This window comes from Streptomyces sp. DSM 116795 (assembly GCF_055792905.1).
In genome coordinates this window covers 6542449-6558137 of record NZ_CM147707.1, presented here as the reverse complement: position 1 = coordinate 6558137, position 15689 = coordinate 6542449, and the positions used below count along the sequence as shown (strand labels likewise).

Below are 15689 nucleotides of genomic sequence, written 5' to 3'. Positions count from 1 at the left end.
GGCTACCGTGGCGGGCCGGTGGGCCCCGCCGCCCGACACCGCGGCCCAACGCTCCTTCGCATGCGAGTGCGGGGACACCGGCTGCCGCGAGGACGTCGAACTGCCCCTGGTCCGCTCCCGCGGCCGCCCGATCCTGCTTCGCGGCCGGTCCTCGCACCCGGCCACAGCGCCCCGGCCTGGCCGGTCAGTTCTCCAGGTTCAGGCTCCACTCCCCCGCCCGTCCGGACAGGGTGATGACGGAGAGCGGCTGGGCGTCGATGTGCCAGTACGACTGGGGCGGCGCCTTCAGCACGTAGCACAGCGCGGCCCGCATCACGCCGGGCTCGGTCACCGCGACGATCCAGCTGCCGTCGCCCACCGGGCGGGTGTCGAGCCAGCCGCCGATCCGCTGGATGAAGGTCACCAGTGACTCGCCGCCGTGCGGCGCGGAGCGCGGGTCCGAGAGCCAGTTCTGTACGGGCTGCGGCTCACGGGCGGCGACCTCCCTGAGGGTGTAGCCGCTCCAGCGGCCCATGTCGCAGTCGCGCAGTGCGGGCTGCGCGACCGGGGAGAGGCCGAGGGACAGACCGGTCTCCCGGCAGCGGACGGACGGGGAGCAGTACCGCAGTTCGGCGGCGGCCAGATGGGAGAGGGACGGTCCGGCCCTCTTGACCTCGTGCCATCCGGCCGCGTCGAGGGAACGGCTGTCCCCGAAACGCACATCGAGGACGGACGAGCTCCGGCTGGATGCCAGAAGGGTGAGGCGAAGGGCCATCCGGCGATCGTAGAGCGATCGGCGCCCGTCTTCGATAGGACATTCGTCATGCCGGACCCTGCTCGGGGAGGTCTTCTGGTGGACACCTCCGCACGGGAGCGGTGCAATGAAAGCGCACGTCACCAAAGCGGTCATCGCGGTCATAGCGGAGACACGCACCTGAAAGCAGCGGGCACGGGAGAGTGCACACGTGGAGCTGGACGAGGTGACCGACGAGTTGTACGGGCTGCGGCCACAGGAGTTCACCGCCGCCCGCGAGGACCGCGCGCAGCGCGCCCGTGCCGACGGGCAGCGGGAGCTGGCGAAGCGGATCAGCGCCCTGCGCCGTCCCACGATCGCCGCCTGGGCGAGCAACATGCTGGTACGGAAGCAGGGGGAGCAGGTCGCACCGCTGCTGCGTCTCGGCGAGGAACTGCGCGGCGCACACCGGAATCTGGACGGGGATGAGCTGCGCCTGCTCTCACGCCGGCAGCACCGGCTGGTGAACGCCCTGTCCACCGAGGCGGAACGGCTCGCCTCGAAGGCCGGCGTCCCTCTCGGCCCGCAGGCGCAGCAGGAGGTGGCACAGACGCTCCACGCGGTGCTCACGGACCCGGACTCGGCGCAGGAGTGGGCGGCGGGGCGGCTGGCGAAGCCGCTGACCGTCACCGCCGGTTTCGACGCCGCGGCCCGCGAGGTGGCTGCCTCGTCGGCCCGCGGTAGCGGGACACGTGCGCGTACGGGGTCGAAGCAGCCGCAGAAGGCGAAGCAGGGTGACCGGGCGAAGCGGCCGAGCCGCACGCGGCCGGACGGCAAGGCTCACGGAGGAACCCGCGAAGACCGGGCCGCCCCGGCGGCCGCCCGGGAAGCCGCCGGCAAGGCCGCCGGAGAGGCTGCCCGGAAAGCCGCCGATCAGGCGCACAGGCGCCGGCGGGAGGCGGACGCGGCGTCCGAGGAGACGGCTGCGGCGCGAGCGGCACGCGAGGAGGCCGAGGAGCGAGTCGGGCAGCTGCGCGGCGAGATGCGGGAGGCCGAGGAGACCCGTAAGCAGTCGCGAAAGCGCGAGCGGGAAGCGGAACGTGCCGAACGGGAGGCACGGCGCCGGGCCGAGGAGGCCGAGGCGGCGGAGGAACGCGCCCGCCGGGAGGCCGGTGCCCGCGGGGAAGCCGGTGCGGGACGAAGCAGACGGTGAGGCGCGCTCAGGGTTCCGCTCGGCGTCACCGGCGCGGAGAGTTCCGCTCGGCATCGCCGACGGGGAGAGTTCCGCTCGGCATCGCCGACGCGGAGAGTTCCGCTCGGCATCGCCGGCGCGGGGGCCTCCCCCGGTCCGCGCCGGAGCAGGCCACCGACTCGGCGCGCCCCAGGAGTCCCGTACCGGTCACTCCTGCCGGGGCCGCTCGCGGACCACGTCCCCTGGCCGCTTGTCCTGGCGCAGTCCGAGGAAGCGCGGGTGGCGCAGCCTCCCGTCCCGCGTCCACTCCGTGAAGCCGGTCTCGGCGACGAGTTCCGGCAGGGCCCAGTGCGCCCCCTTCTCACGCACCGGATCGGCGAACGGCGAGCGCCGCGTGGCCAGTTCGTCCAGCCTGCGCCGCAGGTCGAGCAGCGTGGCCCGGTCGTAGCCGGTGCCGACCTTGCCCGCGTACCGCAGGCGGCCGTCCTCGTAGTAGCCCAGCAGAAGTGCGCCGAACCCGACCCGGCTGCCCGCGGGTTCGGTGAAGCCGCCGATGACGAACTCCTGACCCTTCGCGCACTTCAGCTTCAGCCAGTCCGGCGAACGGCGCGTCACATACCGCCCTTCGGACACCTTGGCGATCAGCCCCTCCCAGCCGCGGCCGCACGCCTCGTCCAGGAGACGCTGTCCGCCCTCGTTGCGGTGGGTGGTGAAGCGCAGCGGACCGTGGAAGCTCAGCGCCTCGCGCAGCAGCGACTTGCGGGTACGCAGCGGCAGCGGCCGCACGTCCGCCCCGTCCAGCCGCAGCAGGTCGAAGAGGTAGTAGGTGACGGCGACGCCGGTGGCACGCGCCTGGTCCGGGTCGGTCAGCTGCATGCGCTGCTGGAGCCGCGCGAAGTCCGTGCGGCCCTTGCTGAACGCGACGATCTCGCCGTCGACGGTGAAGTCCGGGCAGTCCTGCGCGGCCAGCGCTCCGGCGATCTCCGGGTAGGTGCCGTTCAGCGAGCGGCCCGTACGGGAGAGAAGCCGTACATGTCCCCCTTCGCGTACGGCGAGGACACGTACGCCGTCGAGCTTGCGCTCGAAGATCCAGCCGCCGCGCGCGAAGTCCCGGCGGTCGCTGAGGGTGGCGAGCATGGGGCTCGCGGCCAGTTCGGCGCCGGGGGCCGCGTCGCGGAGCCGGCGGCGCTGCTCGGCGGGCAGCCCGTCCAGCAGGGTGCTCATCGCGCTGCTCCCAGGACTCCCACGGCTCCGAGGGTGCCCAGGACTCCCGTCGCTCCCGTCGCGCCCGTCGCTCCCATGGCCGGCTCCTCCCTGTCGGGGGGTGGCAGGTACCCCGGCAGGTACGGGGCCATGCGACGGTCTGCCGCACGCACCGGACCCGCTTCCCGGCGCCCGCAGCGGTCCCTCAGCCGAGCACTTCGTCGCAGGCCGTGCGCAGCCGCCGTACCCCTTCCGCGATCTCGCTGCCGCCGGCGGCCGGCGCGAAGCTCAGGCGCAGATGACGGGCCGCGGGCTCGGCGGCGAAGTAGGGCCGCCCCGGGGCGACGGAGACTCCGGCACGCAGCGCGGCTCCGGCAAGGGCGTCCTCGTCCGAGCCGTCCGGCAGCCGGAGCCACAGGTGGTAGCCGCCGAGCGGCGCGTGCGCCACGGTCAGCCCGGGCAGCTCGCGCGTGAGGGCGGTGAGCAGCACCTCCCGCCGCTCCCTCAGCCGGGCGGCGACGGTGCGGAGATGACGCGGCCAGGCGGGCGCGCCGACGAGTTCGAGCGCGGCCTCCTGCAGTGGCCGGGAAACGAAGAAGCTGTCCACGGTCTGCACGGCGCGAAGCCGCTCCAGGGCAGGTCCGCGCGCTGAGAGCGCCCCGACGCGCAGGCTGGGCGAGGTGGCTTTCGTGAGTGAACACAGGTGTACGACCCTGCCGTCCGGGTCCGACGAACGGAGCGTCGGCGGCAGCGGCCCCGCGTCCTCATGCGCGAGGTGACGGGCGAAGTCGTCCTCGACGACGAACGCGCCCGCCTGCCCGGCCGCACGCAGCACGGCTGCCCGTCGCTCCGGAGCGAGCACGGCGCCGGTCGGGTTCTGGAAGAGCGGCTGGCAGAGGAAGACGCGGGCGCCGCTGGCGCGGAATGCGCCTTCGAGGAGTCCGGGCCGCACCCCGTCGGTGTCGACCGGCACCGGAACGGGACGCAGACCGGAGGCGCGCGCGGCGGCGATCAGCCCCGGATAGGTCGGCGACTCGACGAGGACTGCGGCCCCGGGGGCGGCCAGGGCCCGCAGCGCCGTGGTGACGGCGCTCTGGCCGCCGGCGGTGATCAGTACGTCCGCGGCCGTGACGCTTCCTTCGGGACCGCCGATCTCGCGCGCGAACCAGCCACGCAGCTCTTCCACCCCCGGCACCGGGGGCCGGTCCCAGGCGCCGGGCCTGCGCCCGGCGCGGGCCAGCGCGGCGGCCAGCGCCCTCTCGGGGCGCAGGTTCGCCGGCAGATAGCCGCCGCTGAGTTCGATGACGCCGGTGGGCGGCACGGCCAGCGTGGCCAGCACGCCCTCGGCGTCGACGCTGCGCGGCACCTGGTCGGCGGAGGCATCGGCGCTCAGTGCGACTTCCTGCCAGGAGGTGTCGCCCCTCGCGGGCGGCGCCGCACCGGTGCCCGCCCGGAAGACCCCGGCGCCGGGCCTGGTGACGACCAGGCCCTCCGCGGCGAGCCTGGCGAGTGCCCTGGAGACGGTGACGGGGCTGACCCGGTGCCGCTCGACCAGCACCCGACTCGACGGCAGCTTTTCACCAGGAGAGTAGCGGTTCAGCTCCTGACGAAGGGTTCCTGCCAGTTCAGCCACGCTGCTACGCTCATGCATGGAAGCAGACAATAGCGCTACCACGGGCGAAGCGATAGCAGTTCCCGACGCCGTTCCGGCCCGTACAGGCGGCACCCCCGCCGGCGTCGGTGGACCCGCGGGCGGAGCCTCCGCCCGCGCAGACACCGCGGCCCCCGCACCGCCTGCGGCGCACCCCACCCGGCTGCGGAGCGGCGGTCTCGTCCTCGCCTCCCTGGGCGTCACCTGCTTCTCCCTCACGCTTCCCGCCACCGCCTGGGCGCTCGAAGGCTTCGGACCGTGGTCGGCGACGTCGCTGCGCGTCGTCCTCGCCGGCCTCGCGGCGTGCCTGCTGCTCGCCGTACTGAGGGTTCCCGCACCGCCACGGCGGCACTGGCCGTGGCTGGCCGTCTCCGCGTCCGGCGTCATGATCGGCTTTCCGCTGCTGACGACGCTCGCGCTGCAGACCTCCTCCACCGCGCACGTCGCCGTCGTCGTCGGTCTGCTGCCGCTGACGACCGCGCTGTACTCCTCGCTGCGTACCGGCTCCCGGCCGTCCCCCGTCTTCTGGGCGGCGGCTCTCGCGGGGGCCGCCGCCGTGCTGGCCTTCGCCCTGCACGAGAGCGGTGGCGTCCCCGCCGTCGGCGATCTCTATCTGGTCGCCGCCCTGCTGCTCTGCGCGGCGGGCTACGGCGAGGGCGGCCGGCTCGCGCGCGAACTGTCCGGGCTCCAGGTGATCGGCTGGGCGCTGGCCGGCTGTCTGCCGCTGGCCGTTCCCGCCGCCCTGGTCTCCCTGCTGGCCGAGCCCGCACATCCGACCGTGCACGCGGTGGCCGGTCTGGTGTGGGTGGCGACCGGATCGCAGCTGCTGGGGCTCCTGCTGTGGTACCGGGGCATGGGCCTCGCCGGTATCGCCAGGGCCAGCCAGACACAGCTCGCGCAGCCGCTGCTCACGCTGGCCTGGTCGGTGCTGCTGCTCGGCGAGCACCTCCCGCCCGCAGCTCCCGCGACGGCCGTCGCCGTGCTGCTCTGCATCGTCGTCGTCCACAGAGCCCGTACCTGACGGAGCACGGACAGCCCATCCGGCTTAGACTTATCTGTACGGACAGCACACCACGGACTGTACGGACTTTCCGTTGCATCCCCTGCGAACAGGAGGGCCCTCCTGATGCGAGCGAACACGGGCGACCGTCTGCTGGTGCACGGCCGGGTCGTGGGTGAGCACGACCGCGAGGCGGAGATCGTCGAGGTGCTCGGCAAGGACGGCGAGCCGCCGTTCCGCGTGCGCTTCGAGGACGGGCACGAGGCAGTGGTCTCACCAGGACCCGACTCCGTCGTACAGGAACGCAAGACCAAGCATCACGCCTGAGAGCGGCTACGGCGCCGCCGGGGCAGGGGTGCCGTACGGCCGCTTCCCTCGCCGGCCGCTACCGCCGCCGCGGATAGTGGTCGGCGACGACGCGGTCCATCGCGCCGATGGTGTCCTCCGAGACCTCTTTGGCCGAGAAGAAGGCATGCCCCTGCACCTCGGGCAGTGACTTGCAGTACGTGAGGTGCCGCGAGAGTTCGGCCGGATCCTGCCACGGCTCGGGCTGGGCGGGGTCGCCGGCCTTGTAGAGCGCTTCGCCGATGAAGAGCCGCGTCCGCGTCCCCCGTACGGTCTCCGCCCACCACTGCGCGAGCTTCGAGTAGTCCGCGACCTCGAAGCCCATGTGCCAGTAGAGCTGCGGCATGACGTAGTCGATCCAGCCGTCGCGCACCCACTTGCGGGTGTCCGCGTGCAGGTCGTCGTACGTCTGCACCTGCGCGGCGCTGTCCGAACCCGCCGGATCGCTCGACTTGTTGCGCCACACGCCGAACGGGCTGATCCCGAAGGGCAGCCCGGGCTTGATACGGCGGATGCGCCGCGCGGCCTCCTCCACCAGCAGGTCGATGTTGTCGCGACGCCAGGCGGCACGGTCCGGGAATCCCTTGCCGTACTCCTCGTACGCGGCGTCGTCGTCGAAGGTCTCCCCCTCGACTGGATAGGGGTAGAAGTAGTCGTCCCAGTGGACACCGTCGATGTCGTAGCGGCGGACCGCGTCGAGCATGGCGTCCTGCACGAAGCGCCGCACCTGCGGCAGCCCGGGGTTGTAGTAGAGCTTGCCGCCGTAGCGGACCACCCAGTCCGGGTGGCGGCGGGCCGGATGGGAGGCCACGAGCTTCCCCGGGTCGTCGTGGAGCGCGATGCGGTACGGGTTGAACCACGTCTCCACGGCCAGCCCCCGCCGGTGCGCCTCGCGGACGACGAAGCCCAGCGGGTCCCAGCCGGGAGCCTTGCCCTGGACTCCGGTGAGCCACTCCGACCACGGCTCGTGCCGCGAGGGCCACAATGCGTCGGCGGTCGGCCTGGCCTGGAACCAGACGGTGTTGAGCCGGCGGCGCTTGGCGGCGTCCAGGTGGGCGAGCAGCTCGGCCTGCTGCTCCCGCGGGGTCAGGTCCGCGGCGCTGGGCCAGTCACGGTTGTCGACCGTCGCGATCCACATGCCGCGCAGTTCGCGGTCACCGCCGTCGTGGCCGTACGCCGGGGCCCGGCGCTCCCGGGCTCGTTGCCGCTCCTGCGCCGTGGCGTTGAGGTTCGAAGAACCGGCCACGCCGGTCAGTGCGCCCGCCGAACCCGCCGCGAAGCTTCTGCGTGTGATGCGCCGCATCGACTTCCCTTCCCCCTTCATGGTCGCCCCGGGCTTCCGTCCGCCCGTTCCAGGCCTCCCCTTCATGGTCGCTCCGCCGGGCCTGTGGTCGGTGGCGCTCGCCGGTACGTCGCCTGCACGCCGGAGTGGTGGAGACCAATCCGCCCAGGCTCCCGTGCCCGTGGCGCACGTACAAGTCCCCCGCGAGCTTTCGCCCCCGCCCCGCGAGGCGGGCGTCGTCGGGGGTAACGTCGTGGGCGGCGTGGGAGCACCCCGTACACACTCCGGGGGAGGGACAGGGGTGTTCCTCGGGGGGCCGTTCCCGGCGGGCCGTTCCTCCAGGGGCCGTCACGCCCGTCACGCCTGGGACCAGAGGATCAGCGAAAGGCACGAGGTGACGGACATCGAACGCGTCGGAGTGGTGGGCTGTGGCCAGATGGGCTCGGGCATCGCCGAGGTGTGTGCACGGGCCGGACTGGACGTCATGGTCGCCGAGACCACCGGCGAAGCCCTGGAGCTGGGCCGCACACGGCTGGCGAACTCCCTCGGCAAGGCCGCGGAACGCGGAAAGATCAGCGAGAACGAGCGGGACACGACGCTCGACCGGCTCGCCTTCACCACCGACCTGGGCGACTTCGCCGACCGTGACCTCGTCATCGAGGCCGTGATCGAGAACGAGCAGGTCAAGACGGAGATCTTCCAGGTCCTCGACCAGGTCGTGACCCGGCCCGACGCGATCCTCGCCTCCAACACCTCCTCGATCCCGCTGGTCAAGCTCGCGGTGGCGACCTCACGCCCCGACCAGGTCATCGGCATCCACTTCTTCAACCCGGCGCCGGTGCAGAAGCTCGTCGAGATCATCCCCGCGCTCACCACCGGGGACGAGGCGATCAAGCGGGCGGAGGCGGCCGTCTCCGGCATCCTCGGCAAGCACACGATCCGCGCCCAGGACCGTTCCGGCTTCGTCGTCAACGCCCTGCTGATTCCGTATCTGCTGTCCGCGGTCAGGATGTTCGAGTCGGGGATCGCGAGCCGCGAGGACATCGACAACGGCATGGAGCTCGGCTGCGCGCACCCGATGGGGCCGCTGAAGCTCACCGACCTGATCGGTCTCGACACCGTCGCATCGGTCGCCGACTCGATGTACGCGGAGTTCAAGGAGCCCCTGTACGCCGCTCCCCCGCTGCTGCAGCGGATGGTGGACGCGGGACGTCTCGGCCGCAAGGCGGGCGCGGGCTTCTACGCCTACAGCTGACGGCTCGTAGAAACCGCCCCCCGGGTCGGGGCCAACGAGAGGCCTCAGGGGCAGGAGCACGCCAACGGCACGTCCGCGTCTGCTCGTTCGGGCGGCGGATCGTGCCTCGGCCCGTGCACCCTGCAGCGGTCGTTGCGCAGGGCGAGCAGCGCGACGTCGTCGGGCAGACGGCCACCCGCGTGCCGCAGCAGGGACCGCCGCACGTGGTCGACGAGGTCTGCCGGACCGGCCGTCGTCCCCGCCGCTCCTGCCGCTCCGTTCCCGGCCGTGCGCGCCGCCGGGCGGCGGCCTCGCGCTCTTCGTCCGGCGAGAGCGGCCGTGAGGGTCTCGGGCAGGGGGAAGGACCTCCCGTCGGCGTCACGGGCGTCCTCGGCTCCGTCGGTGTAGAAGAACAGCGCCTCGCCCGGCGCCAGTTGGAGGTGTCTGGGCTCGGGGCCCTCCGGCGGCAGCGGCAGCATGCCGAGCGGCGGGAGCGGTTCGGCCGTGGAGACCAGTTCGCTGCGGCATTCGCCGCGGGGACCAGGGGTGAGCCGGTACGGCCAGGGGTGACCGCAGTTGACGGCGGTGACCGTGCCGTCGGTGCGTACCTCCAGCAGAAGCACCGTCACGAACTCCTCGTCCACGGGCTCCTCTTCGGCACTCTCGTCGTCCAAGTCTTGGCCCGTGCCCCGCTGTTCCGACAGGTCCGCGCACGCGTACGGGCGGGACGCGAGATGCCGGTCCAGCGCCCGCTCCAGACGGTGCGGCACCCGTTCCAGCCGCGGTTCGTCATGTGCGGCCTCGCGGAAGCTGCCCAGCACCGCCGCGACCGTGCCGACCGCTCCGAGCCCGTGCCCCCGCACGTCCCCGATCACGACGCGCACGCCGTGCACGGTGGCCACCGCGTCGTACAGATCACCGCCCACGGCCGCACCGCGAGCCGCCGAGAGATATCCGGCAGCCACGGTGAGGCCCCCGATACGGGCCGGCAGCGGCCTTATCAGCGCCTGCTGTGCGGCGGTGGCCACCTCGCGGGTACGGGCGAGCTCGTCGGTGAGGTGTGCACGCCGCCGCACCGTGTAGCAACTCGCCATCGCCACGCAGACGATGGCCGCGCACATGCCGGCGCTGCCGCCGATCTCCTGGTAAACGGGCGCGGAGCCAAGTGGATACAGGGCGAGGAGCGCACAGCCGCCTCCGAGCCAGACACCCGTGCGCGCCCCTGTGCCGGCGCACGCCAGCGCGGGTGTGGCAGCCAGCAGGGCCACGCAGTGTGTGTCCACAGGCAGCACGAGCTCCCACAGCAGCACGCCCACAACCCACACGGCGGGCACGGCGAAAGCCACCGCTCTGCGTACCCTCCGCCCGCCTGCGGTGACCTTGGGCCGTGCCTTCGGGGCTCCGGCCGCCTTCGGGGCTCCGGCCGCCTTCGCGGCCCTCGGGGCCTTCGCTTCGGCGAGGGCGGGGCTCGTGACGCCTGCGCGCGATGCCTGGTCTCCGGTCATGCGGATGGTCCCTCCGGCCTCCGGGACGATCGCGCGCCCCGTCCGTGCTGCTGTCTGGCTCCCCTCCCCCCGCAACCCCCTGCGACCAGCACGATGGTGGCCGACCCGCGGACCCGGATGACCAAGGTCCGGCATTCCTCACACGATTGAGTGAGTGGGCGCGTGACTGTACGGTGCCGCGGCCCCGCGTGCCGGCAAGCGGACCGCCGCACCCGGAACAGACGGGAACAGACCCGGACCACTCACCGGACACGCCCGGACGCTTCCGGACACACAACGGCCCGGCCCCTGGCGGGAACCAGGGGCCGGGCCGGACAGCGGGGTTTCTCGGGACTCGTCTCAGAACGTGTCCCAGGACGAGTCCCAGACGTGTCTCAGGACTGAGCGGCAGCCTCCGCTCCGCGCAGCACCGCGCCGGTGCGCTCCACCGCCGAGGCGACCGCGGCGTCCCGTGCCGCCGAGGCCTCATCGGCCGTCAGCGTACGGTCGCTCGCGCGGAATCGCAGCGCGTACGCCAGCGACTTCTTGCCCCCGCCGAGCTGTTCACCGGTGAAGACATCGAACAGCCGCACAGATTCGAGGAGTTCACCCGCGCCCTCGCCCAGCGCGGCCTCCACCCGCGCCGCCGGCACGGACTCGTCCACGACCAGGGCGACGTCCCGCGTGGCCACCGGGAAGCCGGACACCCGCGGAGCCGGCACGACCCCGCCGCCCGCCTTCTCGACGGCGTCGAGGTCGAGTTCCATCGCGCAGGAACGCTGTGGCAGCCCGAGCGCCTTGACGGCACGCGGGTGCAGTTCGCCCGCGTGCCCGACGAGCGTTCCCTCGCCGTCGCCGTCCGGACCTCCGGCGTAGAGAGCCGCGCAGCGGCCGGGGTGCCACGGTTCGTACTGCGCGCTGCGGACGGTGAGTTCGGCTCCGGCCGCCCGCGCGACCGTACGGGCGGCCTCGATCGCGTCGGCCCAGACGGACGGGCGGCCCTCGCCCCACCAGCCCGGCTGTTCACGGGGGCCGGCGAGCACGGCGGCGGCATGCCTCGGCTGACGGGGCAGCGCCGCGTCCAGTGAGGCGATCTCATCGTCCGCGGGACGGGCGTCGACGCGCAGCCTCGCGGCCCGGGTCTCGGCCCCGGTGGGCAGGAAGACCAGGCCCGTCTCGAAGAGCGCCAGCCCTCCCTGACTGCCCTGGCTGCCGCGGCCGTCGTTGCGCCGCAGTGCCGCGAGCAGGCCCGGCAGCAGCGTGGTGCGCAGCGACGGCTCCTCGTCGGAGAGCGGGTTGACGAGCGTGACCGTACGGCGGCGCGGGTCGTCCTGCGCCAGGCCGAGCTGGTCGAAGGAGTCCTGCCCGACGAAGGGGTAGTTGAGCGCCTCGACATAGCCGGCACCGGCGAGCGCACGCCCGGCCCGGCGGTGCAGCCGCTGCCGCTCGGTCAGACCCCGGCCGGCGGGAGGCCTGGGCAGGGTCGAGGGCAGGTTCTCGTAGCCCTCGAGGCGGATGACCTCTTCGGCCAGGTCGTTGGGGTCGGTCAGGTCGGAACGCCAGGACGGCACGGTCACGGTCAGCTCGTCCTGCCCGTACACGTCGCAGCCCACCTGGAGCAGGCGGCGCACGACCGTCTCGCGGGCGTAGGTGACGCCGGCGACCCGGCCGGGGTGGCTTGCGGGGATCTTGATGGTGTGCGGCCCGTGCGGCGTGACGAACTCGGTGACGCCGGAGTCGGCGCTGCCACCGGCCAGCAGCACCAGCAGGTCGACGGTGCGCTGTGCGGCGGCCGCGGCGGCCTCCGGGTCGACGCCGCGCTCGAAACGGCGGGAAGCCTCGGACGAGATCTTGTGACGCCGGCTGGTACGGGCCACGGTGACGGGATCGAAGTGGGCGGCCTCCACCACGACTTCGGTCGTCCCGCGCCACTCGCCGCTCTCCGGGTCCTGCTCCGGGTCGGCGATCTCGCTGTTGCCGCCGCCCATCACACCGGCGAGGCCGATGGGTCCAGTGTCGTCGGCGATGACGAGGTCTTCGGCGTCCAGCTTCCGCTTCGTGCCGTCGAGGGTGGTCAGCCGCTCGCCGGGGGTGGCGCGGCGGACCGTGATGGGGCCGTCCAGCCGGGACCGGTCGTATGCGTGCAGCGGCGAACCCAGCTCCAGCATCACGTAGTTGGTGATGTCGACGGGCAGTGAGACGGGCCGCATGCCCGACTTCTGCAGCCGCCGCTGGAGCCACAGGGGCGATGTGGCCTCCGGCCGCAGCCCCGTGACCGTACGGGCGGCGAAGCGGTCGCAGCCCTTCGGGTCGGAGACATTGACCTGGAAGCCGTGTGCGTTGGGTGTGGGCACGTCCAGGAGCGCGGGGTCGCGCAGCTGCTGCCCGTACGCGGTCGCCGTCTCCCGGGCGATGCCGCGCATGGAAAGGCAGTAGCCGCGGTCGGGGGTGACGGCGATGTCCAGTACCTCGTCGACGAGTTCGAGCAGCTCGACGGCGTCGGTGCCCGGCTCGTACTCGGGCGGGAGCACGATGATCCCCGAGTGGTCCTCCCCCATGCCCAGTTCGGCGGCGGAGCAGATCATGCCCTCGGAGACCTTGCCGTAGGTCTTGCGGGCGCTGATCGCGAAGCCGCCGGGCAGCACCGCTCCGGGCAGCACGACGACGACCTTGTCGCCCACGCGGAAGTTGGTCGCACCGCAGACGATGTTCTGCGGCTCTCCCGAACCGTTGGCCTGACCCACGTCGACCTGGCAGTAGCGGATCGGCTTCTTGAACTCCGTCAGCTCCTCGATCGCGAGGACCTTGCCGACGACGAGCGGCCCTTTGAGCCCGGCACCGAGCTGCTCGACCGTCTCGACCTCGAGCCCGGCGTCGATCAGCTTCGCCGCGACGTCCCGGCCCGTCTCGCCGGCTGGCAGCTCTACGTACTCCCGAAGCCACGAAAGCGGGGCGCGCATCAGATCTCCATCCCGAACGGCCTGGTGAAGCGCACGTCACCCTCGACCATGTCTCGCATGTCCTCGACGTTGTGGCGGAACATCATCATCCGCTCGATCCCGAATCCGAAGGCGAATCCGCTGTACTTCTCCGGGTCGACACCGCAGGCGGTCAGCACGCGCGGGTTGACCATGCCGCAGCCGCCCAGCTCGATCCAGCCCTCGCTGGAGCAGGTCCGGCACGGGTTGTCCGGGTCGCCGACCGAGTCGCCGTGGCACCGGTAGCAGACCATGTCCATCTCGGCCGAAGGCTCGGTGAACGGGAAGTAGTTGGGGCGCAGCCGGGTGTGCACATCCTCGCCGAACAGCTCGCGCACCATGTGGTCGAGGGTGCCCTTGAGGTCGCCCATCGTCAGGCCCTCGTCGACGGCGAGCAGCTCGACCTGGGTGAAGACGGGCGTGTGCGTCGCGTCGAGCTCGTCGGTGCGGAAGACCCGGCCGGGGCAGATCACGTAGACGGGCGGTTCGCGGTCGAGCAGCGTACGGATCTGCACCGGCGAGGTGTGCGTGCGCAGTACGACGCCGCTGTCCCCCTCGCCCGTGCCTTCAGCAGGGCCCTCTTCGCCGCCGTCCTTCTCCGTACGTACGAAGAAGGTGTCCTGCATCGTGCGCGCCGGGTGGTCGGGGGCGATGTTGAGGGCGTCGAAGTTGAACCACTCCGCCTCTGCCTCGGGCCCCTCGGCCACCTCGTAACCCATGGCGACGAAGATGTCCTCGACGCGCTCGCAGAAGGTCGTCAGGGGATGACGGGCGCCGGATGGCATGCGGTCGTAGGGCAGCGTGACGTCCACTGCCTCCTCGACCAGGACGCGCTCGTCGCGCTCACGTTCCAGCTCCTCCTGCCGCTGCTTCAGTGCCTGCCCGACCGCGCCGCGTGCCTGGCCGACGCGCTTGCCGACCTCGGCCTTGGCGTGCGGGGGCAGGGCGCCGATCTCGCGGTTGGCCAGAGCCAGTGGGGAGCGGTCGCCTGCGTGAGCGGCCTTCACCTCGCGCAGCGATTCGAGATCACCGGCGGCTGCGACGGCGGCCAGCGCCTCGTCCTTCGCCCGGTCGATCACTTCCGGTTTGAGTGCCTCGACCTCGACGGGGTCGTAGGACTTATTGGGTGCGGACATCTTTTCCCGTACTTCCGATTGGATCCGGCTGCGCGCGAGGGGGCGGCCCCCGGCAGCCGAGTCTAGATGGACGGGCGTACGGCCCCGCACACGGCCGTGATCAGGCGATCACGGGGATCATAGGGAGGGGGCCGCGCTCCCGCGGGCCTCGAGAAGCCCGTGCACGCCGGTCAGGCCATGAAGGCCGGGGCGCCCACGGGCAGGGTAAATCGGAACCGGGCGCCGCCGGCGACCGCGCGGTCCACGGTGATCGTCCCGCCGTGAGCCTCGACGATGCCCTTGACGATGTACAGGCCCAGGCCGGTGCCGCCGCGCTTGCTGCCCCGCCAGAAGCGGGTGAAGACGCGGCTCATCGACTCCTCAGGGATGCCGGGGCCTTCGTCGCTCACGGTGACTGCCGTTCCTTGTTCGTCGCTGCGGAGAGGTGCGGGTGCCACTTCGATGGTGACAGTGCCCTCGCCGTGACGCACGGCGTTTTCCAGCAGGTTGCCGAGCACCTGGTCGACCTTGTCGGGGTCGGCCCACAGGCCGGGCAGCGGCTCGCTGACACGGGTGACGAAGCGGTCCGAGGAGCGTCCGGCCGCTACGTGCGCCTCGATGTGACGCGTACCGCCGCGGCCATGTCCACGGGCTGACGGCGCACCTCCAGGCGTCCCGAGTCGATCCGGGAGATGTCCAGCAGTTCGGCGATGAGCCTGGTGACGCGGTTTGCGTCGGCGTCGACGGTCTCCAGCATCAGCCGCTTCTGGTCGTCGGTGAAGCGCTCCCACTTCGCCAGCAGCGTCGCTGTGAACCCTTTCACCGAGGTGAGGGGTGAACGCAGTTCGTGCGCGACCGTCGCTATCAGCTCGGCGTGGCTGCGCTCGGCACGACGCCGCGCCTCGGTGCCGCGCAGGGTCACCACCAGCCGCTGCACGGGTCCCTTCGGGCGGGCCCGTACGTAGCGGGCCGAGACGAGCACCTCGCGGCCGCCGGGCAGCAGCAGGTTCCGCTCGGGCTGGCCGGTGCGGGTGGCGAGGCCGCCGTAGGGGTCGGTGAGCTGCCACCACCGGCGCCCGTCCATGTCCTCAAGCGGCAGCGCCTGCTGCAGGGTGCCGCCGAGGGCGTCGGCGGCGCTGAGCCCTGTCAGTCGGACCGCGGCGGCGTTGAAGGAGACGACCCGGCCCGTACGGTCCGCGACGACGAGCCCGTCGGGCAGATCGTCGGGGTGTACGGCGAGCCCGCCGGGGCCGGCGAAGGCCTCCGTGCAGACGTCCGCGCCGGGATCGGGAGCCGGGCCGGGATCGGGAACCGGGCCGGGCCGGCCGGCGGAGGCACCGGACGACGGAGACGGGGCGCCGTGCGGCTGTGTGCGCTGCATCCGCACATCCATCCCCGGTGCACCCCCCTCGTCTGGCCTCACTGGCTCCACCGGCCCCAACTGGCTCCACTGGCTCCGCCCCCGGGCCCGGCCACCCTACTAGTGCACCGTC

Annotated in this window: 11 protein-coding genes and 1 pseudogene; 4 read left to right on the top strand and 8 right to left on the bottom strand. The window is 72.5% G+C overall.

From position 1 onward, the window contains the following. Positions 1-184 precede the first annotated feature (184 nt). The gene (locus tag ACSMXX_RS28395) at positions 185-754 is read right to left on the bottom strand and encodes a histidine phosphatase family protein (RefSeq protein ID WP_473181511.1); all 570 of its coding nucleotides are present in this window, start codon (positions 752-754) and stop codon (positions 185-187) included. 190 nt (positions 755-944) lie between these two features. Here ACSMXX_RS28395 and ACSMXX_RS28390 point away from each other — a divergent pair, with 190 nt between their 5' ends. Next, the gene (locus tag ACSMXX_RS28390; RefSeq protein WP_473181510.1) at positions 945-1925 is read left to right on the top strand and encodes a hypothetical protein; all 981 of its coding nucleotides are present in this window, start codon (positions 945-947) and stop codon (positions 1923-1925) included. Positions 1926-2111: 186 nt separating this feature from the next. On the opposite strand, the gene ligD is transcribed toward ACSMXX_RS28390, so the two are convergent. Continuing rightward, complete coding sequence (gene ligD / locus ACSMXX_RS28385) at positions 2112-3128, bottom strand: non-homologous end-joining DNA ligase (protein WP_473181509.1); 1017 nt, start codon at positions 3126-3128, stop codon at positions 2112-2114. A 184-nt stretch (positions 3129-3312) separates the two neighbouring features. Further along, entirely contained in the window at positions 3313-4758 is a 1446-nt protein-coding gene (locus ACSMXX_RS28380) for an aminotransferase-like domain-containing protein (RefSeq protein ID WP_473181508.1), read from the bottom strand. On the opposite strand from ACSMXX_RS28380, the gene ACSMXX_RS28375 reads away from it, so the two are divergent. Further along, the gene (locus ACSMXX_RS28375; protein WP_473181507.1) at positions 4757-5779 is read left to right on the top strand and encodes a DMT family transporter; all 1023 of its coding nucleotides are present in this window, start codon (positions 4757-4759) and stop codon (positions 5777-5779) included. The two genes, ACSMXX_RS28380 and ACSMXX_RS28375, sit on opposite strands and share 2 nt — an antisense overlap. Positions 5780-5884: 105 nt before the next feature. Continuing rightward, positions 5885-6085 carry a DUF1918 domain-containing protein gene (locus ACSMXX_RS28370; protein WP_473181506.1) on the top strand — a complete coding sequence of 67 codons (201 nt, stop codon included), beginning with the start codon at positions 5885-5887 and terminating at the stop codon, positions 6083-6085. A gap of 58 nt (positions 6086-6143) precedes the next feature. Here ACSMXX_RS28370 and ACSMXX_RS28365 read toward each other — a convergent pair whose 3' ends face one another. After that, positions 6144-7406 (bottom strand): glycoside hydrolase family 10-like protein, encoded by a 1263-nt coding sequence (locus tag ACSMXX_RS28365; RefSeq protein ID WP_473181505.1) that lies wholly within the window; start codon positions 7404-7406, stop codon positions 6144-6146. A 373-nt stretch (positions 7407-7779) separates the two neighbouring features. Between ACSMXX_RS28365 and ACSMXX_RS28360 the strand changes: the two genes are divergently transcribed. Then, entirely contained in the window at positions 7780-8640 is an 861-nt protein-coding gene (locus ACSMXX_RS28360) for a 3-hydroxybutyryl-CoA dehydrogenase (RefSeq protein ID WP_473181504.1), read from the top strand. A 44-nt stretch (positions 8641-8684) separates the two neighbouring features. Here the strand turns inward: ACSMXX_RS28360 and ACSMXX_RS28355 are convergent, their stop codons facing one another. The 4 genes and pseudogenes from ACSMXX_RS28355 to ACSMXX_RS28340 all read right to left on the bottom strand — a co-directional run bounded on the left by ACSMXX_RS28355 (position 8685) and on the right by ACSMXX_RS28340 (position 15577). Further along, entirely contained in the window at positions 8685-10124 is a 1440-nt protein-coding gene (locus ACSMXX_RS28355) for a PP2C family protein-serine/threonine phosphatase (protein ID WP_473181503.1), read from the bottom strand. Positions 10125-10498: 374 nt separating this feature from the next. Beyond that, complete coding sequence (gene pheT / locus ACSMXX_RS28350; RefSeq protein ID WP_473181502.1) at positions 10499-13063, bottom strand: phenylalanine--tRNA ligase subunit beta; 2565 nt, start codon at positions 13061-13063, stop codon at positions 10499-10501. Then, complete coding sequence (gene pheS, locus ACSMXX_RS28345; protein WP_473181501.1) at positions 13063-14217, bottom strand: phenylalanine--tRNA ligase subunit alpha; 1155 nt, start codon at positions 14215-14217, stop codon at positions 13063-13065. The genes pheT and pheS overlap by 1 nt, the downstream gene beginning before the upstream one ends. Before the next feature lie 170 nt (positions 14218-14387). Beyond that, positions 14388-15577: pseudogene (locus ACSMXX_RS28340) on the bottom strand (sensor histidine kinase). Positions 15578-15689 lie beyond the last annotated feature (112 nt).

What these genes read in the sequence shown, in the direction of transcription:
- ACSMXX_RS28375 (WP_473181507.1), top strand. Translation starts at nt 4,757, where the DNA reads ATGGAAGCAGACAATAGCGCTACCACGGGCGAAGCGATAGCAGTTCCC.
- pheT (WP_473181502.1), bottom strand. Translation starts at nt 13,063, where the DNA reads ATGCGCGCCCCGCTTTCGTGGCTTCGGGAGTACGTAGAGCTGCCAGCC.
- ACSMXX_RS28365 (WP_473181505.1), bottom strand. Translation starts at nt 7,406, where the DNA reads ATGCGGCGCATCACACGCAGAAGCTTCGCGGCGGGTTCGGCGGGCGCA.
- pheS (WP_473181501.1), bottom strand. Translation starts at nt 14,217, where the DNA reads ATGTCCGCACCCAATAAGTCCTACGACCCCGTCGAGGTCGAGGCACTC.
- ACSMXX_RS28395 (WP_473181511.1), bottom strand. Translation starts at nt 754, where the DNA reads ATGGCCCTTCGCCTCACCCTTCTGGCATCCAGCCGGAGCTCGTCCGTC.
- ACSMXX_RS28355 (WP_473181503.1), bottom strand. Translation starts at nt 10,124, where the DNA reads ATGACCGGAGACCAGGCATCGCGCGCAGGCGTCACGAGCCCCGCCCTC.
- ACSMXX_RS28380 (WP_473181508.1), bottom strand. Translation starts at nt 4,758, where the DNA reads ATGCATGAGCGTAGCAGCGTGGCTGAACTGGCAGGAACCCTTCGTCAG.
- ACSMXX_RS28370 (WP_473181506.1), top strand. Translation starts at nt 5,885, where the DNA reads ATGCGAGCGAACACGGGCGACCGTCTGCTGGTGCACGGCCGGGTCGTG.
- ligD (WP_473181509.1), bottom strand. Translation starts at nt 3,128, where the DNA reads ATGAGCACCCTGCTGGACGGGCTGCCCGCCGAGCAGCGCCGCCGGCTC.